This is a genomic window from Paenibacillus agricola (genome assembly GCF_011440305.1).
Lineage (GTDB): Bacteria > Bacillota > Bacilli > Paenibacillales > NBRC-103111 > Paenibacillus_S > Paenibacillus_S agricola.
This window is the reverse complement of the sequence record NZ_JAAOIW010000002.1, coordinates 428,785-449,545: the sequence shown is the minus strand read 5'-3', so window position 1 is coordinate 449,545 and position 20,761 is coordinate 428,785. Positions and strand designations below refer to the sequence as shown.

At 46.6% G+C, this 20,761-nt stretch carries 15 protein-coding genes; 14 read left to right on the top strand and 1 reads right to left on the bottom strand.

Features of this window, described 5'->3' with window-relative positions; translation table 11 throughout:
- Positions 1-180 precede the first annotated feature (180 nt).
- Positions 181-2,487, bottom strand: coding sequence for a helix-turn-helix domain-containing protein (locus tag G9U52_RS06500; protein ID WP_166147477.1), 2,307 nt, complete (start codon positions 2,485-2,487; stop codon positions 181-183).
- A gap of 263 nt (positions 2,488-2,750) precedes the next feature.
- Here G9U52_RS06500 and G9U52_RS06495 point away from each other — a divergent pair, with 263 nt between their 5' ends.
- From G9U52_RS06495 to G9U52_RS06430, 14 genes are all read left to right on the top strand, one after another.
- Complete coding sequence (locus tag G9U52_RS06495) at positions 2,751-4,322, top strand: extracellular solute-binding protein (protein ID WP_166147475.1); 1,572 nt, start codon at positions 2,751-2,753, stop codon at positions 4,320-4,322.
- Positions 4,323-4,349: 27 nt separating this feature from the next.
- On the top strand, positions 4,350-5,303 hold the full coding sequence (locus tag G9U52_RS06490) for an ABC transporter permease (RefSeq protein WP_166147472.1): 954 nt from the start codon (positions 4,350-4,352) through the stop codon (positions 5,301-5,303).
- Between the two features lies 1 nt (position 5,304).
- Positions 5,305-6,162 (top strand): carbohydrate ABC transporter permease, encoded by an 858-nt coding sequence (locus G9U52_RS06485; protein WP_166147470.1) that lies wholly within the window; start codon positions 5,305-5,307, stop codon positions 6,160-6,162.
- A gap of 334 nt (positions 6,163-6,496) precedes the next feature.
- Positions 6,497-7,522, top strand: a complete 1,026-nt coding sequence (locus G9U52_RS06480; RefSeq protein ID WP_166148190.1) for an ABC transporter permease — start codon at positions 6,497-6,499, stop codon at positions 7,520-7,522.
- A 16-nt stretch (positions 7,523-7,538) separates the two neighbouring features.
- Positions 7,539-8,423 carry a carbohydrate ABC transporter permease gene (locus G9U52_RS06475; RefSeq protein WP_166147468.1) on the top strand — a complete coding sequence of 295 codons (885 nt, stop codon included), beginning with the start codon at positions 7,539-7,541 and terminating at the stop codon, positions 8,421-8,423.
- 111 nt (positions 8,424-8,534) lie between these two features.
- Positions 8,535-10,187, top strand: coding sequence for an extracellular solute-binding protein (locus G9U52_RS06470; protein ID WP_166147466.1), 1,653 nt, complete (start codon positions 8,535-8,537; stop codon positions 10,185-10,187).
- Between the two features lie 91 nt (positions 10,188-10,278).
- The gene (locus G9U52_RS06465) at positions 10,279-11,334 is read left to right on the top strand and encodes a sialidase family protein (protein ID WP_166147464.1); all 1,056 of its coding nucleotides are present in this window, start codon (positions 10,279-10,281) and stop codon (positions 11,332-11,334) included.
- A 201-nt stretch (positions 11,335-11,535) separates the two neighbouring features.
- On the top strand, positions 11,536-14,673 hold the full coding sequence (locus G9U52_RS06460) for a glycosyl hydrolase (protein WP_166147461.1): 3,138 nt from the start codon (positions 11,536-11,538) through the stop codon (positions 14,671-14,673).
- Positions 14,674-14,717: 44 nt separating this feature from the next.
- On the top strand, positions 14,718-17,108 hold the full coding sequence (locus tag G9U52_RS06455; RefSeq protein ID WP_166147459.1) for a helix-turn-helix domain-containing protein: 2,391 nt from the start codon (positions 14,718-14,720) through the stop codon (positions 17,106-17,108).
- Positions 17,109-17,133: 25 nt separating this feature from the next.
- Positions 17,134-18,027 (top strand): nucleoside hydrolase, encoded by an 894-nt coding sequence (locus G9U52_RS06450; protein ID WP_166147457.1) that lies wholly within the window; start codon positions 17,134-17,136, stop codon positions 18,025-18,027.
- 222 nt (positions 18,028-18,249) lie between these two features.
- Entirely contained in the window at positions 18,250-18,696 is a 447-nt protein-coding gene (locus tag G9U52_RS06445; RefSeq protein WP_166148188.1) for a tellurite resistance TerB family protein, read from the top strand.
- Between the two features lie 67 nt (positions 18,697-18,763).
- Positions 18,764-19,354: a TerD family protein gene (locus G9U52_RS06440; protein WP_166147454.1), complete on the top strand. Its 591-nt coding sequence runs from the start codon at positions 18,764-18,766 to the stop codon at positions 19,352-19,354.
- Positions 19,355-19,407: 53 nt separating this feature from the next.
- Positions 19,408-19,983 (top strand): TerD family protein, encoded by a 576-nt coding sequence (locus G9U52_RS06435; RefSeq protein WP_166147452.1) that lies wholly within the window; start codon positions 19,408-19,410, stop codon positions 19,981-19,983.
- Positions 19,984-20,117: 134 nt separating this feature from the next.
- Entirely contained in the window at positions 20,118-20,699 is a 582-nt protein-coding gene (locus G9U52_RS06430) for a TerD family protein (RefSeq protein WP_166147450.1), read from the top strand.
- Positions 20,700-20,761 lie beyond the last annotated feature (62 nt).

Sequence of the window (20,761 nt, the reverse complement as noted above, 5' to 3'; positions counted from 1 at the left end):
GTGCTTCTCCTTATAAACCCATACCATGCAGATGCCTATGGGCATCATTACCGCTTTAAGGCCATCCAACCATGCTTACTGTTATTTAGTGAAAACAGCCTCGATGGGGCTGCCTTTGGCTCCATTAGTCTGATCAACGAAATGACCCTCCTTTTTGTCCAGTCTCTCTATAAATTGGTCTTATTGTATAAGCTCTGTTGTTTCGGTTGCAGCAGCTTTTTTGGCGATTTCCCTAAACTGGCCAGGTGTCATGCTTCTATGCTTGCGGAAGGCGCGGATCAGGCTGTTTTCATTCTGATATCCGACTTTTAAAGCAATCTCCGCTATTTTCAAATCCGTTTCAGCCAGATTGGTTTCTGTCTCCTGCATACGAAGCTCGGTTAAATAATCGTATAAGGTACGGCTCATTTCTTGCTTGAATATGGTATTCACTGAGGATTTGCTCAACCCCACAGATTCGGCAATTTCCGGCACACCTATATTTTCATGCAAATGAAGCTTCATATACTGGATCATTTGCTGTACGACCAAGAAATCCCTGCTACGCATATGGGGGTTCAATAACTGGGAGGCCTCTTGGTACACTTGAATGAACAGAGCAATCATATCATCAAGCTTCATTGTCTTGAACCAAAAGCTGTTGTACCTTCTAAGTACGTTCGGCTTAGCCAAGCCATTGTCGGTAAAGTGAGCGTTCAGGCTGTCCATTAATTGTTGGAAAAAGGAAAGCACTTGAGCGGGATGGACGATTGCTCTGATCACATTGTCTTGCAAGGTCGTCAATAGCTTGGTGGCGATTTCAACATTGCTGCCCTCCAGGCATTTCAGTAAATCCTGCTTCCATTGTCCTTCGATAGACGGGATGTCGGTGCCCTCGGCTATTTCGCTGAACACGTTAATTTGTGAATAGCCGCTGTACAATCGATAGCTGAGCGCAAGCTCAGCTTGTAAATAGCTATTACGCAGCTCGGTGTAGCTATAAAATTCGCTCCCAACTGCAGCCGAAACCTCTGTGCGCAGCAGGTTGTGGATCGTTTGCATAAGCTCGGCTAAGTCTTCGCGTAAATGCTGTAAATCCTGGTTGTCCGAATTTTTTTGCACAATCAGCAGTAAATCCTGGTCGCGCTCCACCAAAGCAATTTTCCAACGACTGCCCATCCACTCCAAGCCTATATTTTTAATCGCAAACCATAATAAATTTTGATCCTCATCATTATAGGGGCTTGCCCATTGATGGTAATTGTCAATGGATATAAGAATCGTGAACATGGGAAGATCGGTCCAATCGGTAAAATGTCGGTGCCAGCGGTCCTGCATTTCCCACGCATTCATGCGCCCTGCTATTAAATCCTGGATGTACTTGGCATGGAGCTCTCCGCGATTATGCTTCACAATACTGGAGACATGTGATAAATCGGCAGTTAGCTTTTGGAAATAATCCTCCAGCTCACGGTGGTCCAGGTTATGGGGACCGGCTTGGTTTGCCAGTATTAAATGGCGGATGCGCCGGACGGGCTTAAATGTTACATAATGCGTCACCATAATGCCAATGACTCCTGCAAGTATGGAGGTCAAGGAGAGGCCGAAAACGATATTGCGAATTAAGGTAACCTGCTGCAGCAAGCGCTGCTGTGTAATAACCGAGACGAATTTCCAGCCGGTAATATCGGAGGTTATCTGGGAAATTAAGTAACGCTCCTTGCCATCGGTATAGTCGAAATAGTTTCTTTGCTCCTGGGCTAAAGCAACGGCGATTCGATCCTGGGGCAAAATACTGTTGTTCGCCTCATATACAATATGGTTGCTGCCGTCGATCACAAATCGGGAAGCAGCGGTTTGTGAGGTGTAATTTTCGAATATTTTATCAAACAGCTTTTTCTTATTGATGTTTACCATAATGATGCCGGTAATTTCGTTATCCCGTACTACAGGCCTGAAGAGCGTAATCGTTTGAATTTTTTGTTCGAAGCCTAATAAATTTTTATTGCGGTCCACGATAGTAAACCGATTGGTACTCATGTTGGCTGTATAGTTTTGCCAGTCCTGGTCGGCCAGATTAGATAGGCTGGAGCTGTAGCCATAGGGGGTGCTGCCGACAATTCGTTGCCGGGTTTTGTCAAAGAGCAAAACCGATTCGACCAACGGAGAAACGGTCAGATTGTCCAGGTACTCAATCAAATGGGTTAGCTCAACCTGCTTCATTTCATAATCTGGATTCAGGAAGGAATAGGTCAAATTGGACAATAAAATATTAACGCCAATCTGGTCGGCGGCTGTGACCGAATTGTTAACTGCTTCCATACCGATTCGCAGCAGATGGATTTGCGGTTCACTGACCTCTGCCTGCAAAACCGATTTGCTGCTAAAATATAAGGAATATCCCGTAATGGTAATAATGATGAACATCCCGATGGTGACCATCATGATTAACCGCGAGTTTTTGTTGGAATAAAAATAGCTTGTCCAATGCTTGAGTGATTTCAACATAAGATGCTCCGCCTCTCTTACCTGCTCCTCAAGTAGCCAATACCCTTATTATAAAGGTATTTTATTAAATATAAAGGTTAAGGGCCCTATTTGGGCAACCGTCCATTACAGCAACAGGTATGCAGATAGTGGGGCCGGGCACAACATTGGCTGAAATGCATAACCGCAAGTGGAAAGGGCTATTGAACCTACCGCTTCGCACCACTTATGATACAAGGGCTAGCAGCAAATGCATAAATATGAATAGAAGAGGGGTTTGACGTATGAAGCAAGCACAATGGAGAAATTGGGGACGTTCCGGATCGTTATTTGTTGTTGCGGCATCACTTGTTGTGGGCTGTAGTAATCCTGCTCCTGTACAACAAACAGCAGCAGTGGATGGTAATTCGAAGCAATTAGAGAAGATCAGAATTTTCAGGGGGCCGATCGATCCGCCCATGCCTGACAGCAGCAATAAATACACCCAATTTTTTGTGAAGCAGCTCAATATTGAGCCGGCGTACGAGACGGCACCTTGGGGCGGCGGTGCCGATTATGCACAGAAGCTGCAAACGATGATCGCTTCCGGCGATTTTCCAGATATCATCAGGCCGATGAATGGCGTTGAGCAAACGTTAATTACGCAAGGAGGAGCGCTGGCGTTAGATGACCTTTTACCGAAATACGCTCCTAACCTATGGAAGTATTTCCCTAAGGAAATCTGGGATATCGTTCGTTCCACCTCGCCGGATGGCAAGATCTACTACATTCCCTCCCTGCAAAATACGAATAACCGCGGCTTAATTATCCGCACGGATTGGTTGAAAAAGGTCGGCTTGAACGCGCCTGAAACCCAAGAGCAATTTGTGGAAATGCTGAGGGCTTTCCGCGATAAAGATCCAAACGGCAATGGCAAGGCCGACGAAATTCCAACCAGCGGACGTGAGCAGGGCAGGTGGTTCGATCATATTTTTGCGATGTATGGGGTTGCGATGTGGGAAGGCTACCCAGAGTGGGATATGATTGATGGCAAGCTGCAGTACGCGGGTGTACAGCCCAATATGAAGGAAGCGATCAAGTTCGCCAGAGAGCTTTATAAAGAAAAGCTGCTCGATAATGAAACCTTCCTAAATAAGCAAGAGGTTTGGACGGGCAAAATATTAAATGACACCGTGGGAGCCTTCTACCATATTGTGGACAGTACGATTACGGTTGGCGGGTACGAAGGGCTGAGGAAGAAAAATCCCGATGCCGACTTTACGATGGTCTCCGTTCCTAAGGTGCCAGGCTATGAGGGGTTCTACTCGCTGAAAAGATTTGGTTTTGTGGAATGGGTCATTCCTAAAAAATCAGAGGCCAAAGCGGCTTCCGTACTGAAATATTTGGACTTCTATTACACACCTGAGGGTATCGACTTTAATAATTACGGTATTGAAAACGATAGCTTCGTGCTTGAGAATGGCGCCAAGAAATATTTGCCGGAGAAGGACACGACCGAAAATTGGACGCAACGCAAAACGATTTTTTCCGCTTCCGTTAGTACGTTTGACTATAAATCCAAAATTGCCGAGCTTACCGTCAAGTACCCGACCCGCTATAAAGCGATGACGGAAATGTATGACCGGATTAATAAAACGACCAAGGTGGTCGCAGGCGATGGAATGCCAATTAGTGTGTATGATGGCTTCGCTGATATTAAAACGCATAAAATGTACCAGCAATATTTGACCAATATCGTGATTGGCGAATGGCCGCTTGAGCGATTTGATGAGTTTGTGAAGAAGTGGAATGAAGCGGGCGGCGCCGAAGTGACCAAACGCGCTAATGAATGGTACCAAAAGGTGAACAAAAAGTAGAGGCAGCTTGGATAGGGAGGAACCACCATGTACTCAAATCGCGGGGAGGCTCGTATCCATATCCAGCAGCGGACCGCATCACAGCAATTTCTTCATACGTTGCGGGCACAGTGGATGCTGTATACAATGATTTTGCCTGGCGTATTATATTTTATTGTATTCAAATATATCCCCTTGCTGGGGTCGGTCATTGCTTTCCAGGACTTTCAAATTTTAAACGGAATTTTGAAAAGCCCCTGGGTGGGCTTGAAGCATTTTGAGTTTATGTTTACGTATCCCGATATTGTCGTTGTGCTTAAAAACACCTTGCTGCTCGGTACCTACCAGCTTGTTTTTGGCTTCCCGGCGCCGATCCTGCTAGCCATCTTAATTAATGAGGTTAGGCTCGCCTTTTTGAAAAGAACCGTACAGACATTTTTCTACCTGCCACATTTTTTATCATGGGTTATTGTCGGCGGGCTGATTTTTGAATTGCTGTCGCTAGGGGGCTTCATCAATACAGTACGGCTATGGTTTGGTGAGGAGCCGGTTTTGTATATGCAACGGGAATCCTTCTTCCGGCTAATCGTTGTGCTTTCCTCCATTTGGAAGGAAATCGGCTGGGGTGCGATTATTTACTTGGCGGCGATTACCGGCATTAATCCCAGCTTGTACGAGGCGGCGAAGGTCGACGGAGCGAACCGACTTGTGCAAACCATCTACATTACACTACCCTCGCTGCTGCCGACGATTATTATTTTGCTGTTATTGAAAATAGGCCATTTCCTTGAGCTAGGCTTCGACCATATTTACGTGCTGCTGACGCCATCCACGATCGCTGTCGGGGATATTATCGATACGTATGTATACCGGGCGGGAATATTGGAGGGCCAATATAGCTTCACTACGGCTGTAGGCTTGTTTAAATCGATTGTTGGCTTCGTTCTGCTGTATGGCTGCAATTACATTTCCAAAAAAACCACGCAACAGGGGTTGTTCTAACATGAAATCGACATTCGGGGAAACCTGCTTTCGTTTGGTTAATTATACGGTCCTGATCCTGTTATCGATATCGATGATTTTACCGATTTTTCATGTGCTGGCTATATCACTCAGTGATCCCGTTGCGGTCGATGCCCATCAGGTACAGTTCGTTCCTGTGGACATGACATCTGCAGCTTGGTCGCATATTGTTGGCAAAAGCGACCTATGGCGCTCGCTCGGGGTCAACATCTTCGTGACGGTTGTTGGCACGTTCCTCAGCTTGTTTTTCTCGTCGCTGCTGGCTTATCCATTGGCGAGGCGGGACTTTCAAATCCGCAATGCGATTATGTTCGGCATCGTCTTGACGATGATTTTTCAAGCTCCGATGATTCCCTATTTCTTGACGATCAAAGCTTTGGGCTTGCTCGACAGTATCTGGGTGCTTATTATCCCGTCAACGATCAGCGCCTTTAATCTGATTATCCTGCGCACCTTTTTCCAGCAGCTTCCATATGAGCTGGAGGAGTCGGCCAAGATGGACGGCTGCACGGATTATGGCATTTTATTCAAAATCGTCCTGCCGTTGTCCAAGCCGGCACTAGCTACAATGGGACTTTTCTACGCGGTCATCTATTGGAATATATTCCTGCATGCGATTTTGTTTATTCGCAATACGAAGCTTTATCCGCTCCAATTGAAGCTGCGTGAGACGATTGTCAACTCCGACCTCGCTGTCAATCTGGGTGCGATGCCATACAACTCGCAAACGATCCAAGCGGCGACGATTATTTTCGTCACGCTGCCGATCTTGCTGGTGTATCCTTTTGTGCAAAAGTATTTCGTGAAAGGAGCGACACTGGGAGCTGTCAAAGAATAGCCCATCTAGGTGCATCTAGCGCATCTAGCGCTTTTAGCGCAAGGATGAGTGCCCAGGCTCCACGCGTATTCGCCCGTAAAATAAGTGGGATCCCCACTTATAACTTCATCCAGCTCCATCCAGCTCCAGCTTAAGGCCAAGCGGCTTCATTTTCGCTTGGCCTTTTCCCCATTAAGTCTGTAAAGGCTGTGCAACCCTTGGTGTGCTTGGGTTCGCAGCCTTTTGTGCGAAATTTGGACCTACTGTGAAATATGAATCATTGGCTGTTTTGTGAGAAAAATGCACCCACCAAGCCTGCATCGGGGCTTTTCAAGCCGTGAAAATGATCCCTATAATGGGAATCACGAAAGCGGCTGCTTGCGCTGCCGGAGCCGCACCAATCAATCAATCGTTATCGGGAGGGATTTTTATTCATCAGTCCAATGTTCAGCAGGCAACTTTAACTCCCCGAAGCAAGAGGAGCCCGTTCCTGCGAAATGTGAAAAAAAGCAAATATTTATATGTGATTTTTTTCCTGCCCTTTTGTTATTACATCTTGTTTCATTATTGGCCGATGTACGGAATTATTATCGCCTTTAAAGATTACAATATCGTCAAAGGCATCACGGCAAGCCCGTGGATAGGCTTCATCCACTTTCATAAGTTCCTGAATGACCCTTATTTCTGGAAGCTGGTACGTAATACCTTGCTTATTAATATTTATGAGATTTTCTGGGCATTCCCCGCTCCGATTATTTTGGCGCTGCTGCTAAACGAATTAAAAAATAAAGGGCTAAAAAGATTTGCCCAAAGTGTAAGCTACTTGCCTCACTTTATTTCTACCGTTGTAGTTTGCGGAATGATCGTTAACTTTCTCACAATGGATGGGCTGGTCAATCAAATTATCGTCTGGTTTGGCGGAGAGCCGATCCAATTTATGATGAAGCCGGAATGGTTTCGGACCATCTTTATTACATCGGGCATCTGGCAAAGCATTGGCTGGGGATCGATTATTTATTTGGCCGCGCTTACAGCCGTAGATGAGGAGCTCTATGATGCCGCCAAAATCGATGGGGCAAACCGTTGGAAGCAGCTGATCCATATTACGCTGCCGGAGATTTCCCCCACGATATCGATCATGCTGATCCTTGCCATTGGCAGGCTGATGGCAATTGGCTACGATAAAATTATTTTGCTATACAACGGCTCGACCTATGAAACCGCCGATGTGATCTCGACTTATGTGTATCGCCGGGGGTTGCTCGGCAGCGACTTCAGCTACGCTACTGCGGTTGAGCTTTTCCAGGCAGTGATAGGGCTGGTGTTATTGGTTTCCGCGAACCGGATTTCCAAGAAGATCAGTCAAACCGGTTTATGGTAGATTACAGGAGGCTGCGATGAATAAACACACTTCATTAGGATCGAGAATATTTGATGGCTGCAATATCATAGTCCTGCTGCTTTTAATTTTTGCGACGGTTTATCCGATTTATTATATCTTTATCGTATCGATCAGTGATGGCAATCTCGTTACACGCGGCTTGATCAAGTTTTATCCGATGGATATTACCTTCGATGCCTATAAGGTCGTATTCGATAATCCGAAAATTTGGCAGGCCTATGGCAATACGCTTATATATACGATCGTTGGCACGCTCATTAACGTTGTTATGACAGCGCTTTGCGCATTTCCGCTTTCGAGAAAAGACTTTTATGGACGGAACATCTTTATCTTCATGGTCGCGGTTACGATGTTCATTAGTGGCGGGCTGATTCCGGTCTATCTGGTCGTGCAGCAGCTTGGTCTTATTGATACGATGTGGGCGTTAATGCTGCCGACTGCAATTAGCACGTTTAATATGATCATTATGAAAACGTATTTTGAAGGGATTCCGGTGGCGCTTCAGGAATCTGCCTATTTGGATGGAGCCAACGAGCTTCAGGTGCTTTGGAAAATTATCCTTCCCTTATCGCTTCCGGTTATGGCGACGATGGTATTATTTTATGCCGTCCACCATTGGAATAGCTTTTTCCCGGCTTTGATTTATTTGAATGACAGTGAAAAATTCCCTGTACAGGTGCTGCTGCGCAATATTGTGATTGCGGGGGAGTTTGCCGACCAAACGGCCGATATCGGGAGCGCTTCCTCCAACTTCCGGGTCGTGGCAACCAACTACAAATTTGCCGTTATTATTATTACGATCCTGCCGATCCTGATTGCCTACCCTTACTTGCAAAAATATTTTGTTAAAGGTGCGATGATCGGTGCATTGAAGGGTTAGGATGGTTTTGGAGTAGGTGCTTATGAGAGGGGGAATGTCCTGAAGCGGAGAAACGGGAAGCAGGCTTGACAATTTCATAACTTATTATATTAAAGGGAGGCTTTCAAAAAGATGGCTAGAAAATGGGTAAAAGGTGTATCCTTATCGCTCTCTACAATTATTATGGCAACGGCAGTAGCGGGCTGCACAGGCACGGCAGGCAAGGAAGCAACGGCTCCGCAGGGCGGTGCTACAACTGGCGCAGCTGAAGCAGACGGAAAAATTTCTGCCAAGGAGCGTGAGGTCACGGTCACCTTCCCCGAGCATCCGAACCAACCTGTCAAAAACATGGCTCCAGTGCAGCAGGAAATTCTTAAGCTAACGAATATCAAGCTGAAATTTGAAACCGTACCCAACAGCAATTTTAATGACAAGAAGAAAATTTTGATTGCTACTAACAATTTACCGGACATTATTCAAGTGGATATGAACGATATTAATAGCTTCGCTTCTACAGGTGTGTTTTTGCCGTTGCTTCAATATATGAATAAAGGCCTAATGCCCAATTTCAAAAAGGTATGGGATCAAAATCCCGATATGGCCAAGCTGACGGCAGACGGTGACTTGTACGGCTTCCCGGCTATTGGGCGCAACGAGCAGAAAAACGGCTTTGGTCCGATCATCCGTGTCGATTTGCTGAAAAAGCATAATTTGGCTACACCCAAAACCTTTGACGAGCTGCTGACCGTACTGGCAGAGCTGAAGAAGATTTATCCCGATTCCAGTCCATTCTCTGCGCGTAAGGGCAGTGGGCCTATCCACCAGCTCTTCAAAACGATGTCTTACATGCTGGGCTCGGGTGTTGGCAACGGAAATGGTATTTATTATGATAAGGATGTCAATGGCGGGCAATATGTGTATGGGCAAGGAACACCTGAATTCAAGAACGTGCTTGGCTATTTAAACAAGGCTTACACGATGGGCGTGCTCGATAAGGATTATGCGGTGGCTACCCAGCAGCAATGGACAGAGAAGCTGACCAGCGGCAAAGCCTTCTTTTTTATGGATAACAGCGGCTTTGCACTGGATTATACGAAACAGCTTCAGAAAGCGATTCCAGAGGGCCAGCTTCAGCTGATTCCAATTCCTGAATACAAGCCGGGCAAAGCGCGAGCTGAGTTTTATGCAACTACGATTACGAACGACAGAATTTTTGCAATCAGCTCCAAAGCCAAAGATCCGGAAACACTCGTAAAGCTGATCGATTGGATGTACAGCGAGAAGGCGTCCAACCTGATGAACTATGGTGTTGAGGGCGTCCACCACACGCTGGATGCCAAAGGCCAGCCGCAGCTGAAAAGCGACTATGTGATGAAGTTTAAAGACGGCCAGCCTACAGGCTTCTATGCGATGTACTCAGACCTCGGGTCTGGCAAGCTCAGCTTTACACCTTGGTTCTCGAACTCCGAGCCCCAGGTGCAGGTAGAGAAGCTGACGGGCAACTGGAGCGACAAGCATGAGGAGTTCTGGAAAATTATCGAGAACGATAAGGCTTACCATGATCCGTACCTCGATCCACCGCTAACGAAGGATGAATCCTCTCGCGTGAAGGAAATCCTCGTTACGTTGAATACGATGCTGGAGCAGGAATATGACAAATTTATTATGGGTGTCAAGAAGCTGGATGAATACGACGCCGTTATGAAAAAAGCCCGCGACTCCGGCGGAGCTGAGCTGGAAAAGATCTACAATGGTGCATTGGCACGGCTGAACCAGAAGAAATAAACTTATTTAATGGGACGGGAAACAGTAGCATGCTGAGAAGAAATCAGACTGGTGTGCTTCGAAGAAATCAGACAACGAGTGGAGTGAAACTATGAAGCTGAAGCAACAAGAGAGACAGTTTCTATTTGAAGAGGATCGACCGTTTGCCGCCTGCCACGCCTCAACGGTCATTACTTTGCCTGATGGTGGTCTGTTAGTCGCCTATTTTGCAGGAAGCAAGGAAGGAGAGCCAGATGTTGCCATCTGGTGCTCCAAAAGAACGAAGGGCAGCTGGTCGAAGCCCTACAAAGTGGCCGATGAGGAAGGGCTTGTCCATTGGAATCCCGTGTTATTCCGCAAGGACGACGGACAAATCGTTCTTCATTATAAGGTAGGGAAACCGATCCCCAAATGGTATACAAGAGTGATCACCTCCGATGATGGTGGAGAGACCTGGAGTGAGCCGGAGGAATTAGTGCCTGGCGATGTAGGAGGTAGGGGCCCCGTCAAAAACAAGCTAATTGTGCTTAAGGACGGAACCTGGCTTGCCCCTGCATCCGTTGAAGACGAGACCTGGGATGCATTTGCCGATATTTCCCACGACCAAGGGAAGACATGGACGCAGAGCGCCATGGTTCCCGTGGTTCGAGGCAATGGCGAGCAGGGAGGGAGCGTACCCACCTCTGCATCCGCGCCTGTCTCGAAGAGCCAAGTGATTCGGGGCAAGGGGCTTATCCAGCCGACGATTTGGGAGTCGAAGCCTGGCCATGTGCATATGCTGCACAGAAGCACAGCCGGTTTTATTTACCGCAGTGACTCTACGGATTCCGGGCAAACCTGGTCAACGGCTTACCGTACTTACCTGCCGAATAATAACAGCGGCATCGATTTGGCTCGGATGGATGACGGGACACTTGTATTAGCTTATAATCCAGTAGGCATGTATAACGGTCCCCGTATGCCACTCTTGCTTAGCATCTCGACCGATAATGGCGAGAACTGGGAGCAACTGGTCGTACTTGAAGGCGATTATCGGACGTACATGAAGCCGATTGAGCCGGGCGAATATTCGTATCCAGCCGTAATCGCGGAGGGCAACCATATTTATGTCACCTATACCTGGAAACGGGAGCGGGTTGTCTGCTGGAGCCTTGAAGTTGAGCGATAAAAATGGTTCTACTCGTATTAGCCTATCTTGAAATAGGGTGCAGTTGATTACACGAGTGTGGACTAACCATAAAAATTAAACAATGGAAAATTAATTAGACTTTCGAAGCAGGCCATTAGCTATTGGCCAACCACCAATCAGCCAACCAATCACCGACGGTCGAACACGCTTGCTTCGAAAGCATTAAGGAGGTTAGTTACGATGGCTTTGCTGCCTGAATTGAAGAAGCGGTTTATGCAGCCGCCGGCAGAGTTCCGTTCACTGCCTTTTTGGGCATGGAATGATGAATTAAAGCAGGAAGAGCTTAATCGCCAGATGAAAGATATGAAGCAGCAGGGCATGGGTGGATTTTTTATGCATTCCCGTGACGGGCTGGAGACTGAGTACATGGGGCCTGAGTGGATGACAGCCATACGCGAATCGGTCGCACAGGCGGAGCAGCTTGGGATGAAAGCATGGCTCTACGACGAGGATCGTTGGCCATCGGGCTCCGCAGGTGGCATGGTACCTGCCAAAGGCGATGAATACCGCACTAAAGGCTTAACGCTGGAAGTTGTCCGAGCGACGCCAGTTGAATCAGCTGTCCAAGCTGCAATAGGCAGCTACGAGCATGACGACCGCGTCATAGCGATATATAAAGCTGTGATCCAAGGTATGGATCTGCTCCGCTGTGAACAGTTACCGCTTCAAGGCGCCAAGGAGATATCCAGCGAGGAGGTATTGCTGGTCTTTCGTGTAGAAGTATCAGCGCCCAGTGAATGGTTTAATGATCAGGCACCGCCGGACAGCATGAATGCCGATGCGGTCCGTGCCTTTATCGATTCGACTTATGAGGTCTATAAAAAAGAGCTGGGCGACCAGTTCGGAAAGACGGTTGCTGGTATCTTTACGGATGAGCCAAGTGTGCATGACCGCCATAGTAAATACACGCCTGGCCGCGGCTGGATTCCATGGACGTATACATTGCCCGCCTATTTCGCGGAAAAACGCGGGTATGATATTTTAGAGCTCCTTCCGTACATTTATTTTAACGGGAAGCTTTCCTCGCAGGCGAGGCATGATTACTGGCGGACCGTATCGGATAAATTTTCCGAGGCCTTCTCCAAGCAGCTGGGAGATTGGTGCGAGGTGAATGGGCTCGCTTTTACGGGACACTTTTTGTGGGAGGGCGCCTTGGGTGTAGCAACTCGGGTAAGCGGGGCGATTATGCCACATTACCGCTACCAGCAGGTGCCAGGAATCGACCTGCTTTGCGAGCAGACCGATGAGCATTTAACCGTTAAGCAATGTACAAGCGTAGCCAACCAATATGGACGAAAATTTGTAATCTCAGAAACCTATGGCTGCACTGGCTGGGAATTTACCTTTGAAGGGCAGAAGTGGGTGGGGGATTGGCAATATGTGCTGGGGGTTAATCTCAGATCCCAGCATCTGGCGTTGTATTCGCTAAAGGGCTGCCGCAAAAGGGATTACCCGCCCGTGTTCAACTATCAAAACAGCTGGTGGAAATATAATTATATGCTGGAGGATTACTTTGCCAGAATTGGCGCAGTGATGAGCGAAGGGCAGCCTGTTAGGGATATTCTGGTGCTGCATCCCGCTTCAACGGCGTGGTCGATGCTGGGAACGGATCCCTACGCAACGAATACAAAGCGCGGGCTTGACCGGGATATTCCCGCTATTGACATCTATGGCTACGAATTTAATGCTTTCCTGCGTGTGCTGCTTGGAGCGCATTATGATTTTGATCTCGGTGATGAAACCATTATGGCCGAAGTAGGCGCGATTCGCGAGCGTAAGCTTTTCGTCAATCTGGCAAGCTATGAAACGGTCGTCATCCCGCCGATTCGTACGATGCTGCGCAGCACGCTAGATTTGCTTTTACAGTTTCTAGAGGGTGGCGGCAAAGTAATCGCAATGGCTCCCTTAGCGGCTATGATTGAGGGCAGGTCATCTGATGAGTTTGCTCGTCTCTATACGCATGCAGGTATGATGGTTACGGAACAACCTGAGGGAGTTATTGAAGCCTTGGAACGTATAAAGCCGAGAGCTGTCCGTATACGCAACCAATATGCTGCGGAAGCTACGCAGCTTATGTACCTGCTGAAGGAAATCGAAAACGGCCATACTTTGTTTATCATCAATAATGACCGTGACCATTCGTATGAAGTAGCGATCGACACAGCAGCTAATGGCCGTATTGAGGAATGGGACGCACTGACCGGCCGCGTGACCCAGGTCGCTGCTTGGACGGCTAACGGCAGGCTGTGCTTTAACGCCAGCTTTGGTCCTACCGATTCGAAGCTGTATGTGATCCATGGGTCACAGCTGGCAGCCACGGAGCGGCCTATGCAGAAAGCGTTCCTGCCCTTGTCCCATAGTGACCATCAGCTAATTGCGGCCTTTGGTCCCGAGCTCTCCTTCACCCGGACGATGCCTAATGTGTTGACCTTAGATACATGTGTTTACAGGATTAGGGAAGAGGCATGGTCAGAGCCATGTGAAATTTGGAACGCCCAACGCGCGATCCGTGATAAGCTGGATATGCGACAGGTTTATTATAACGGGATTACCCAGCGCTACAAATGGATCCATGATGAACACCCGCATAACGGCACACCTGTTGGCTTTAAGCTGAATTTCCATGTGGTTGACTTGCCGTTGACAGAGGTACAGCTTGTTATTGAAGGCGCCGCTCAATTCCAAATCAAACTTAACGGCGTACCTATTCCCCATACCTCCAAAGGCTGGTTCGTTGACAGGTCGATGGATCGTGTAGCACTCCCGGGAATCCGGCAGGGTGACAATGAATTAGAACTCTATTGCGCTTATAATCTAGCGATGGAGGTTGAGGACTGCTACCTGATTGGCGATTTTGGAGTGAATCTAAGCCGCAGCCTTGTCTCCGAGCCCTCAACTCTTCACTTGGGGGATTGGTGCATGCAGGGCTACTATCATTATAATGGTAGTATGGTGTACAGGCTGGATTATGAGCACCACAGTAGCAACAATGAAAAAGCAGTGCTGCTGCTCGGCGGGCATTCAGCTGTAACTGTAGAGATTCGCGTTAATGGGGCAACGGCAGGCCATGTGCCCTGGAAGGCCGCAGACGGTGTCGATTTGACCCCATTCCTGCATACGGGCATGAATGCTTTGGAGATCGAGGTCATGGGCAGCCCGCGCAATATGTTTGGGCCTTTCCATGAAGCGCGGGGACACAGGCAAACGACGACCGGCTGGGATGCCTTCCGCAGGGAAGGTAAAGAATTTACGCCAGGCTACCAAGTCCAGCCATATGGCTTGTATGACCAGCTCCGCATCCTTCGTATTCAAGCTTAACGGCCGCCATGTGATGCCGCCGGAACCAAAGAGAGGGGAGTCAGATGAAAAAGGGAATAATGCGCTTCAATATTACCAAAGGCAAGCAGAACCGATTATTCCTGAAAATTTTCGCTTGCTTCCTATCTCTTTTGATTCCGATTATCATTATTGGGGCGTCGGAGTATGTCTATTCGATAAGCATGATGAAAAACCAATTCAACGAGCGGATCACGACGAATCTGGAAGCTGCAGCGAATACGGTTGACTTATATATCAAGACCACACAGGAAACAGGAGTTAACTTTTTGTATGATGAAACCGTTCGAAGGCTGTTAATGCCTAAGGACACCCAGAGCCTGGAGGTTATGTCCGAGCTGTGGCGATTACCCCGAATTTTGCAAAGAAACGAAAATATTCTTAGTAACTTTACTGATTCAACCTTTGTCTATATCGACCAGCAGGATGTGTATGTCAGTGCGGGCGTCAACAATTTCCATTCTTTTTTTACGAACATGTACAAATATGAAAAGTATGACACCAGCTTTTGGGTCAACAAACGGAATTCCAAAACCAGCATTGAGTTGTTGCCTGTTTCCAAAGTAACCCAGGAGAAAAACTATCTCAAGCAGGTCGTTCCCATAGTGATGATCAATCGCATCCAGAATGAGAATGCAGTGATGGTTGTCAATATATCCGTTGACGCGATCGATCGGACATTAAAGGGAAATGCGGTGTTCGATTCAACCCGCTTCGTCGTGCTCGATGGCGAGCAGCAGGTTATTTATGACGAAAAAGGTTATGCAGGTTCGTTAGGTGCTACTGCAGATTGGATGGATGCCTTTGAAGAAAGCGGCATTGCCAAAGAGATGGATTTAGATGGAAAAAGGTATATGATCGCCCACATCAAGTCGGACTTGTACGGCTGGCAATATTATTCGTTCACTCCGCTTAGTGAATTTAACCGCAATACGGTCAGTATTTTGCAAATGACGGTGCTGCTTTGTATTGTGCTGATTGTGATGGGCATTATTTTTTCCTATATCTTCAGTATTCGTATCTACAATCCAATCCGTAATATCCGGGATATTATTGCTTTAAAAAGCGATCTCGGGCATGCAGACAGCCCAGACAATAAGGATAGCTTGGGTGATGGAATAGCTCATACAGCCTCCAATGAATTTGAAATAATTAAGCTGGGCATAGATCGCTTGTCTAATAGCCATCAGCAATACAAAGTCAAATATGACAAGCATACCAGCGAGTATGTGGAATATTCTTTATTGTTTCTGCTCAAAGGGCATACCTTGAACCAAGAAGAAATTTTAAGAGGAACCTTGCAGGCCGACTTTGGCTTCAACCGGGCAGGCTTTATATGCTGTGCGATACATTTTGACTTTAAAGAAGCCTTTTACCGGGATATTCAGGACACAGATCGTATTTATGTCATTGGCGGGATCAAAAAGATTATATGGGAGCTCCTGAGCCGACAGCTTCCTAGCTATGTGCTGGAGCACAGGCAGAACCTATTTGTAGGGCTTGTAAATATGAATGAAGCGCAGGAAACTGAATTACTATATGAAGCTTTTAATCGGATGCTCGGTATTTTCGAATATGATATTCGGATGTATTACGATATTACAATCGGTATCGGCAATTATTATGTAAATGTGAATGATATTGGGGCTTCCTTCAACGAAGCCATGACCGCGCTGGGCAAACGCAACAAGGAGCACCGCTTCCAAATTGTCGATTCCAGCTTGATGTCCATCAAGAACCATTACCAATACTCGTTATATGATGAGCAGAAAATATTGAATTATTTAAAGATGGGCGATGAGGCGGCACTGCGGGTTCTGGTCGAGGAGATCGTGGAAAATAATGCAAGACGGAGCATGTCGCATGAGCATGTCGGCCAGCTTTTTAAGAAAATGTACGTAACAGGTGTTCGTTTCCTCGCGGAAAAGGGGCATAAAGTGGCGAGCCTGGAGCTTGAGCCTGAGCTCACCCGGTTCACAGATCCGGCCTTCGAGTCCTCCTTATTAGCGACACCGCAACTGCAGGAGGTTATTCAGCGGTTTTATGCCCAGATCATTGAAACGACCAAGCCGCAAAAAGGACAAAAATCGGGTAATCTGGTTTCTTTAATTGAAAAATATATCCAGGAGCATTATACGCAGGATCTCGGCTTGGAGCAAATTGCCGACGAAATGGGCGTTTCTGTGAAGTACGTTTCAAGAATTTTTAAAGACAAAACCGATGTCTATTTAACCGATTATATCAACCAGGTTCGAATCGACAAAGCCAAGGAGCTTCTGACGCAAACGGATATGAGGGTCAATGATATTGCCGCTAGTATCGGTATCCACAGCCGTACCACCTTCTTGCGCGTGTTCAAGAAAGTAGAAGGGGTCTCTCCCAATGAATATCGGACCTTGTACAAAAAAACGGATTAGGCTGTCTGCATAGGAGGAATTATCCTTGGAATCTGTATTCCCGGACCACAAAAAGCTGCGAGTCATAATTAACACCGACACGAAAGCTGAGGCGGATGACCAATACGCGATCGTACACGGGCTTCTGACGCCCTCGTTCGAGATCCACGGCATGATCGCGGCGCATTTTGGCAAGCTCAAATCGCCAACCAGCATGCAGGACAGCCGTGAGGAAATTGACCTCTTGATCCGGCTGATGGGGCTGGAGGGGAGGGTCAGGGCAGAAAACGGTGCGCTGCACGAAATGCCAGACGAGCAAACCCCTGTTGATTCACCGGGAGCACGGCTCATTATTGAGGAAGCGCTTAAAGAAGATGACCGCATGTTGAATATCGCCTTCTGTGGCCCTTTGACGGATATGGCATCGGCCTTATTGCTGGAGCCTGCTATTGAGAAGCGCAAAATTCGCGTCATCTGGATTGGCGGCTATACTTGGCCCTTAGGCGGCAAGGAATATAATTTAGCCAACGACATCCATGCTGCCAATGTGGTATTCAAATCTAAGCTGGAGGTTTGGCAGGTTCCTTATAATGCATACCGGATGATGCCGGTCAGCCATGCGGAATTAATAGAAAAGGTATATAACCAAGGTGAAATCGGCGCGTATTTGGTGGAGCAACTGCTTGCCTACAACAGCACCAAAAAAGAAGCGATTGAATACCGCTCCTTAGGCGATTCACCTGTAATCGGGATTATGATGTACCCGGAATGCGGAAGGTCGGAATGGCGTCCTGCGCCAGAGATTGATCCGCAGATGAATTACATCCACAATGGCCAGCACCGTGTCATCAAGGTTTATGAAACCGTAGATTCACGGTTTATTATGGAGGACTTTTTCGCGAAGCTTGCCCAGTTTGCCCGCAAAAACACCAGCAGCTAACTAATCTTATATCCATCGTTTTACCTGAGGATGACAAGCATTTGTTTGTCATCTTTAATTATTTATTAAGTAAGCCACCGAAACTTGCAAATCGTTGTAGATATGTATAAAGTTAATACTAGCAAAGTAGTGCCAAATTATGCCTGCAAAGCTAAGTTACTTATAAATTTGCAGATTAAGTAGCATAATATATTGAAAATGGAGGAATACAAAATGAGTACAATGGGTTCATTTCAAAATTGGCTGTCCAAAAGCAAATCCAATTTGCAGGATTCCGTCAAAAAGTACAAGAACAAGGAACTTCTTGAAGCGATCGTTGCCGGATGCGCTATTGTAGCTGCTGCTGATGGTTCTATCTCTGCGGCAGAAAAGCAAAAAATGGCAGGTTATTTGAACCACAGCGAAGACCTGAAAGTATATAAAATGTCAGATGTAATTGACCGCTTTAATCATTATGCCGGCAATATGGATTTCGATGTAACAATCGGCAAGCAAGAAGCGCTTAGGGCTATTGCTGCTTTTAACTCGAAACCAGAGGTAGGCCGCGTGATTGTAGGCGTATGTTGCGCGATTGGTGCAGCAGATGGCGACTTTGACGATATGGAGAAAAACGCTGTGCGTGATATCTGCAAGGTGCTGGGTCTTAGCTCCGGAGAATTTGGCTTGTAAAATATGAAACCACCAGCGGCAAACGCCGTAGTACCTGTTGAAGAATTAATCTAGGGAGGTGCACAACTTGGCAATTTCATTGGTTAAAGGTCAAAAGGTTGACTTGACAAAAGGCAATGCAGGTTTAACGAAAGTGGTTGTTGGACTTGGATGGGATGCAATTGAGCAAAAGAAAAGTTTTTTTGGTGGCAAAAAAGCTGCTGTTGACTGTGACGCTTCTGCATTGATGTTGAATGCTAACAATAAGCTGGAGCAAAAAGGTGATTTGATTTGTTTCTACAACAAATCAAGTGCTTGCGGTTCAGTAGTTCATACCGGAGATAATGTGACCGGTGAGGGTGATGGGGACGACGAGCAAATCAACATTGATTTGTCTAAAGTGCCTGCTAATGTTCACAAAATCCTCATGGTTGTAAATATTTATGACTGTGAAGCACGTAAACAAGACTTTGGGATGATTAAGTCTGCCTTTATTCGGGTATTTAATCCTGCTAACGGTCAAGAGCTAGTGCGGTTTAACTTAACGGATAGCTACGCTGGTAAAACAGCTTTGATCGTCGGCGAAATTTACCGTAATAACGGTGAATGGAAGTTCAGTGCCATCGGCGAAGGCGAACAAGCTCCGCATATCGACTTGTTGGCAAGACGCTACACATAATTTTTATGCTAGCAACACATAACCCAAATTATAGAAAAGTGAGGCGAATTATTATGGCAATCAGCTTAACTAAAGGTCAAAAGATCGATTTAACGAAAACAAACCCAGGTATGACTAAGGTGCTTATCGGTTTAGGATGGGATACTAACAAGTATGATGGAGGAACAGCCTTTGACTTGGACGCTTCGGTATTTTGCTTGAATGCTTCCGGCAAAGCTTCATCCGAGAAAGATTTTATTTTCTACAATAATCCAGCTAACCCTAACAATTCCATCGTACACACTGGCGATAACAAAACAGGCGAGGGCGACGGAGACGATGAGCAAGTGAAGGTTGACCTGGCTTCCGTACCTCCTGAAGTAGAAAAAGTTTCGATTTGTATCACCATCCATGATGCCCAAACACGCAGCCAAAACTTTGGACAAGTATCCAACGCTTATGCACGTATTGTTAATGAAGAAACAAATGTAGAATTGATTCGTTATGACCTAGGCGAAGACTTCTCCATTGAAACAGCTATTGTTGTTGCTGAACTGTATCGTAACAATGGCGAATGGAAGTTTAGTGCAGTAGGCAGCGGTTATCAAGATGGCTTGAACGGATTGGTACGCGATTACGGTCTTTCGTAATATTCTATTCCATTTAGGAGCATAAGAATAATGATCAATAGCTATTGTTCGATTATTCCTTGATGGTTAATAAGCCGCCCTTTACAAGGCGGCTTATTGTAAATAAAAGAAGTATTTGAAGGGAGTTCTTACATATGACAATCAGTTTATCAAAGGGACAACGAATTGATTTAACCAAAACTAACCCGGGACTCACCAAAGTCATTGTTGGTTTGGGCTGGGACACGAACAAATATAATGGCGGCAACGACTTTGATTTGGATGCTTCGGCATTTCTTCTATATCAAGACGGCAAAGCTAAAGGTATCGATGATTTCGTGTTTTACAATAACCCCAAAACCCCTAATGGAGCGATTATCCACACAGGGGATAATCGAACAGGCGAAGGTGATGGGGATGATGAGCAAATCGTCATTGATTTCGCACTTGTGCCTGCGAACGTTGAAAGAGTCGGCATAACAGTCACGATTCATGACGCAGCAACCCGCGCGCAAAATTTCGGCCAGGTTTCCAATGCATTTGCCCGTATCGTGGATGAAGCGAATGGCAGAGAAGTTTTGCGGTATGATTTAGGTGAGGATTTCTCCATCGAAACCGCAGTGGTTATCTGCGAGCTTTATCGTCAGGGAGCAGACTGGAAGTTCCAAGCAATCGGATCCGGATTTTCCGGAGGGCTCGCGGCGCTCTGCAAAAACTACGGACTGGACGCTAATTAATAGTTGAAAAGCTGGTGCTTTTTCGTAAGCGGCCGGCTTATTCATAATTAATTAAGAAAGGT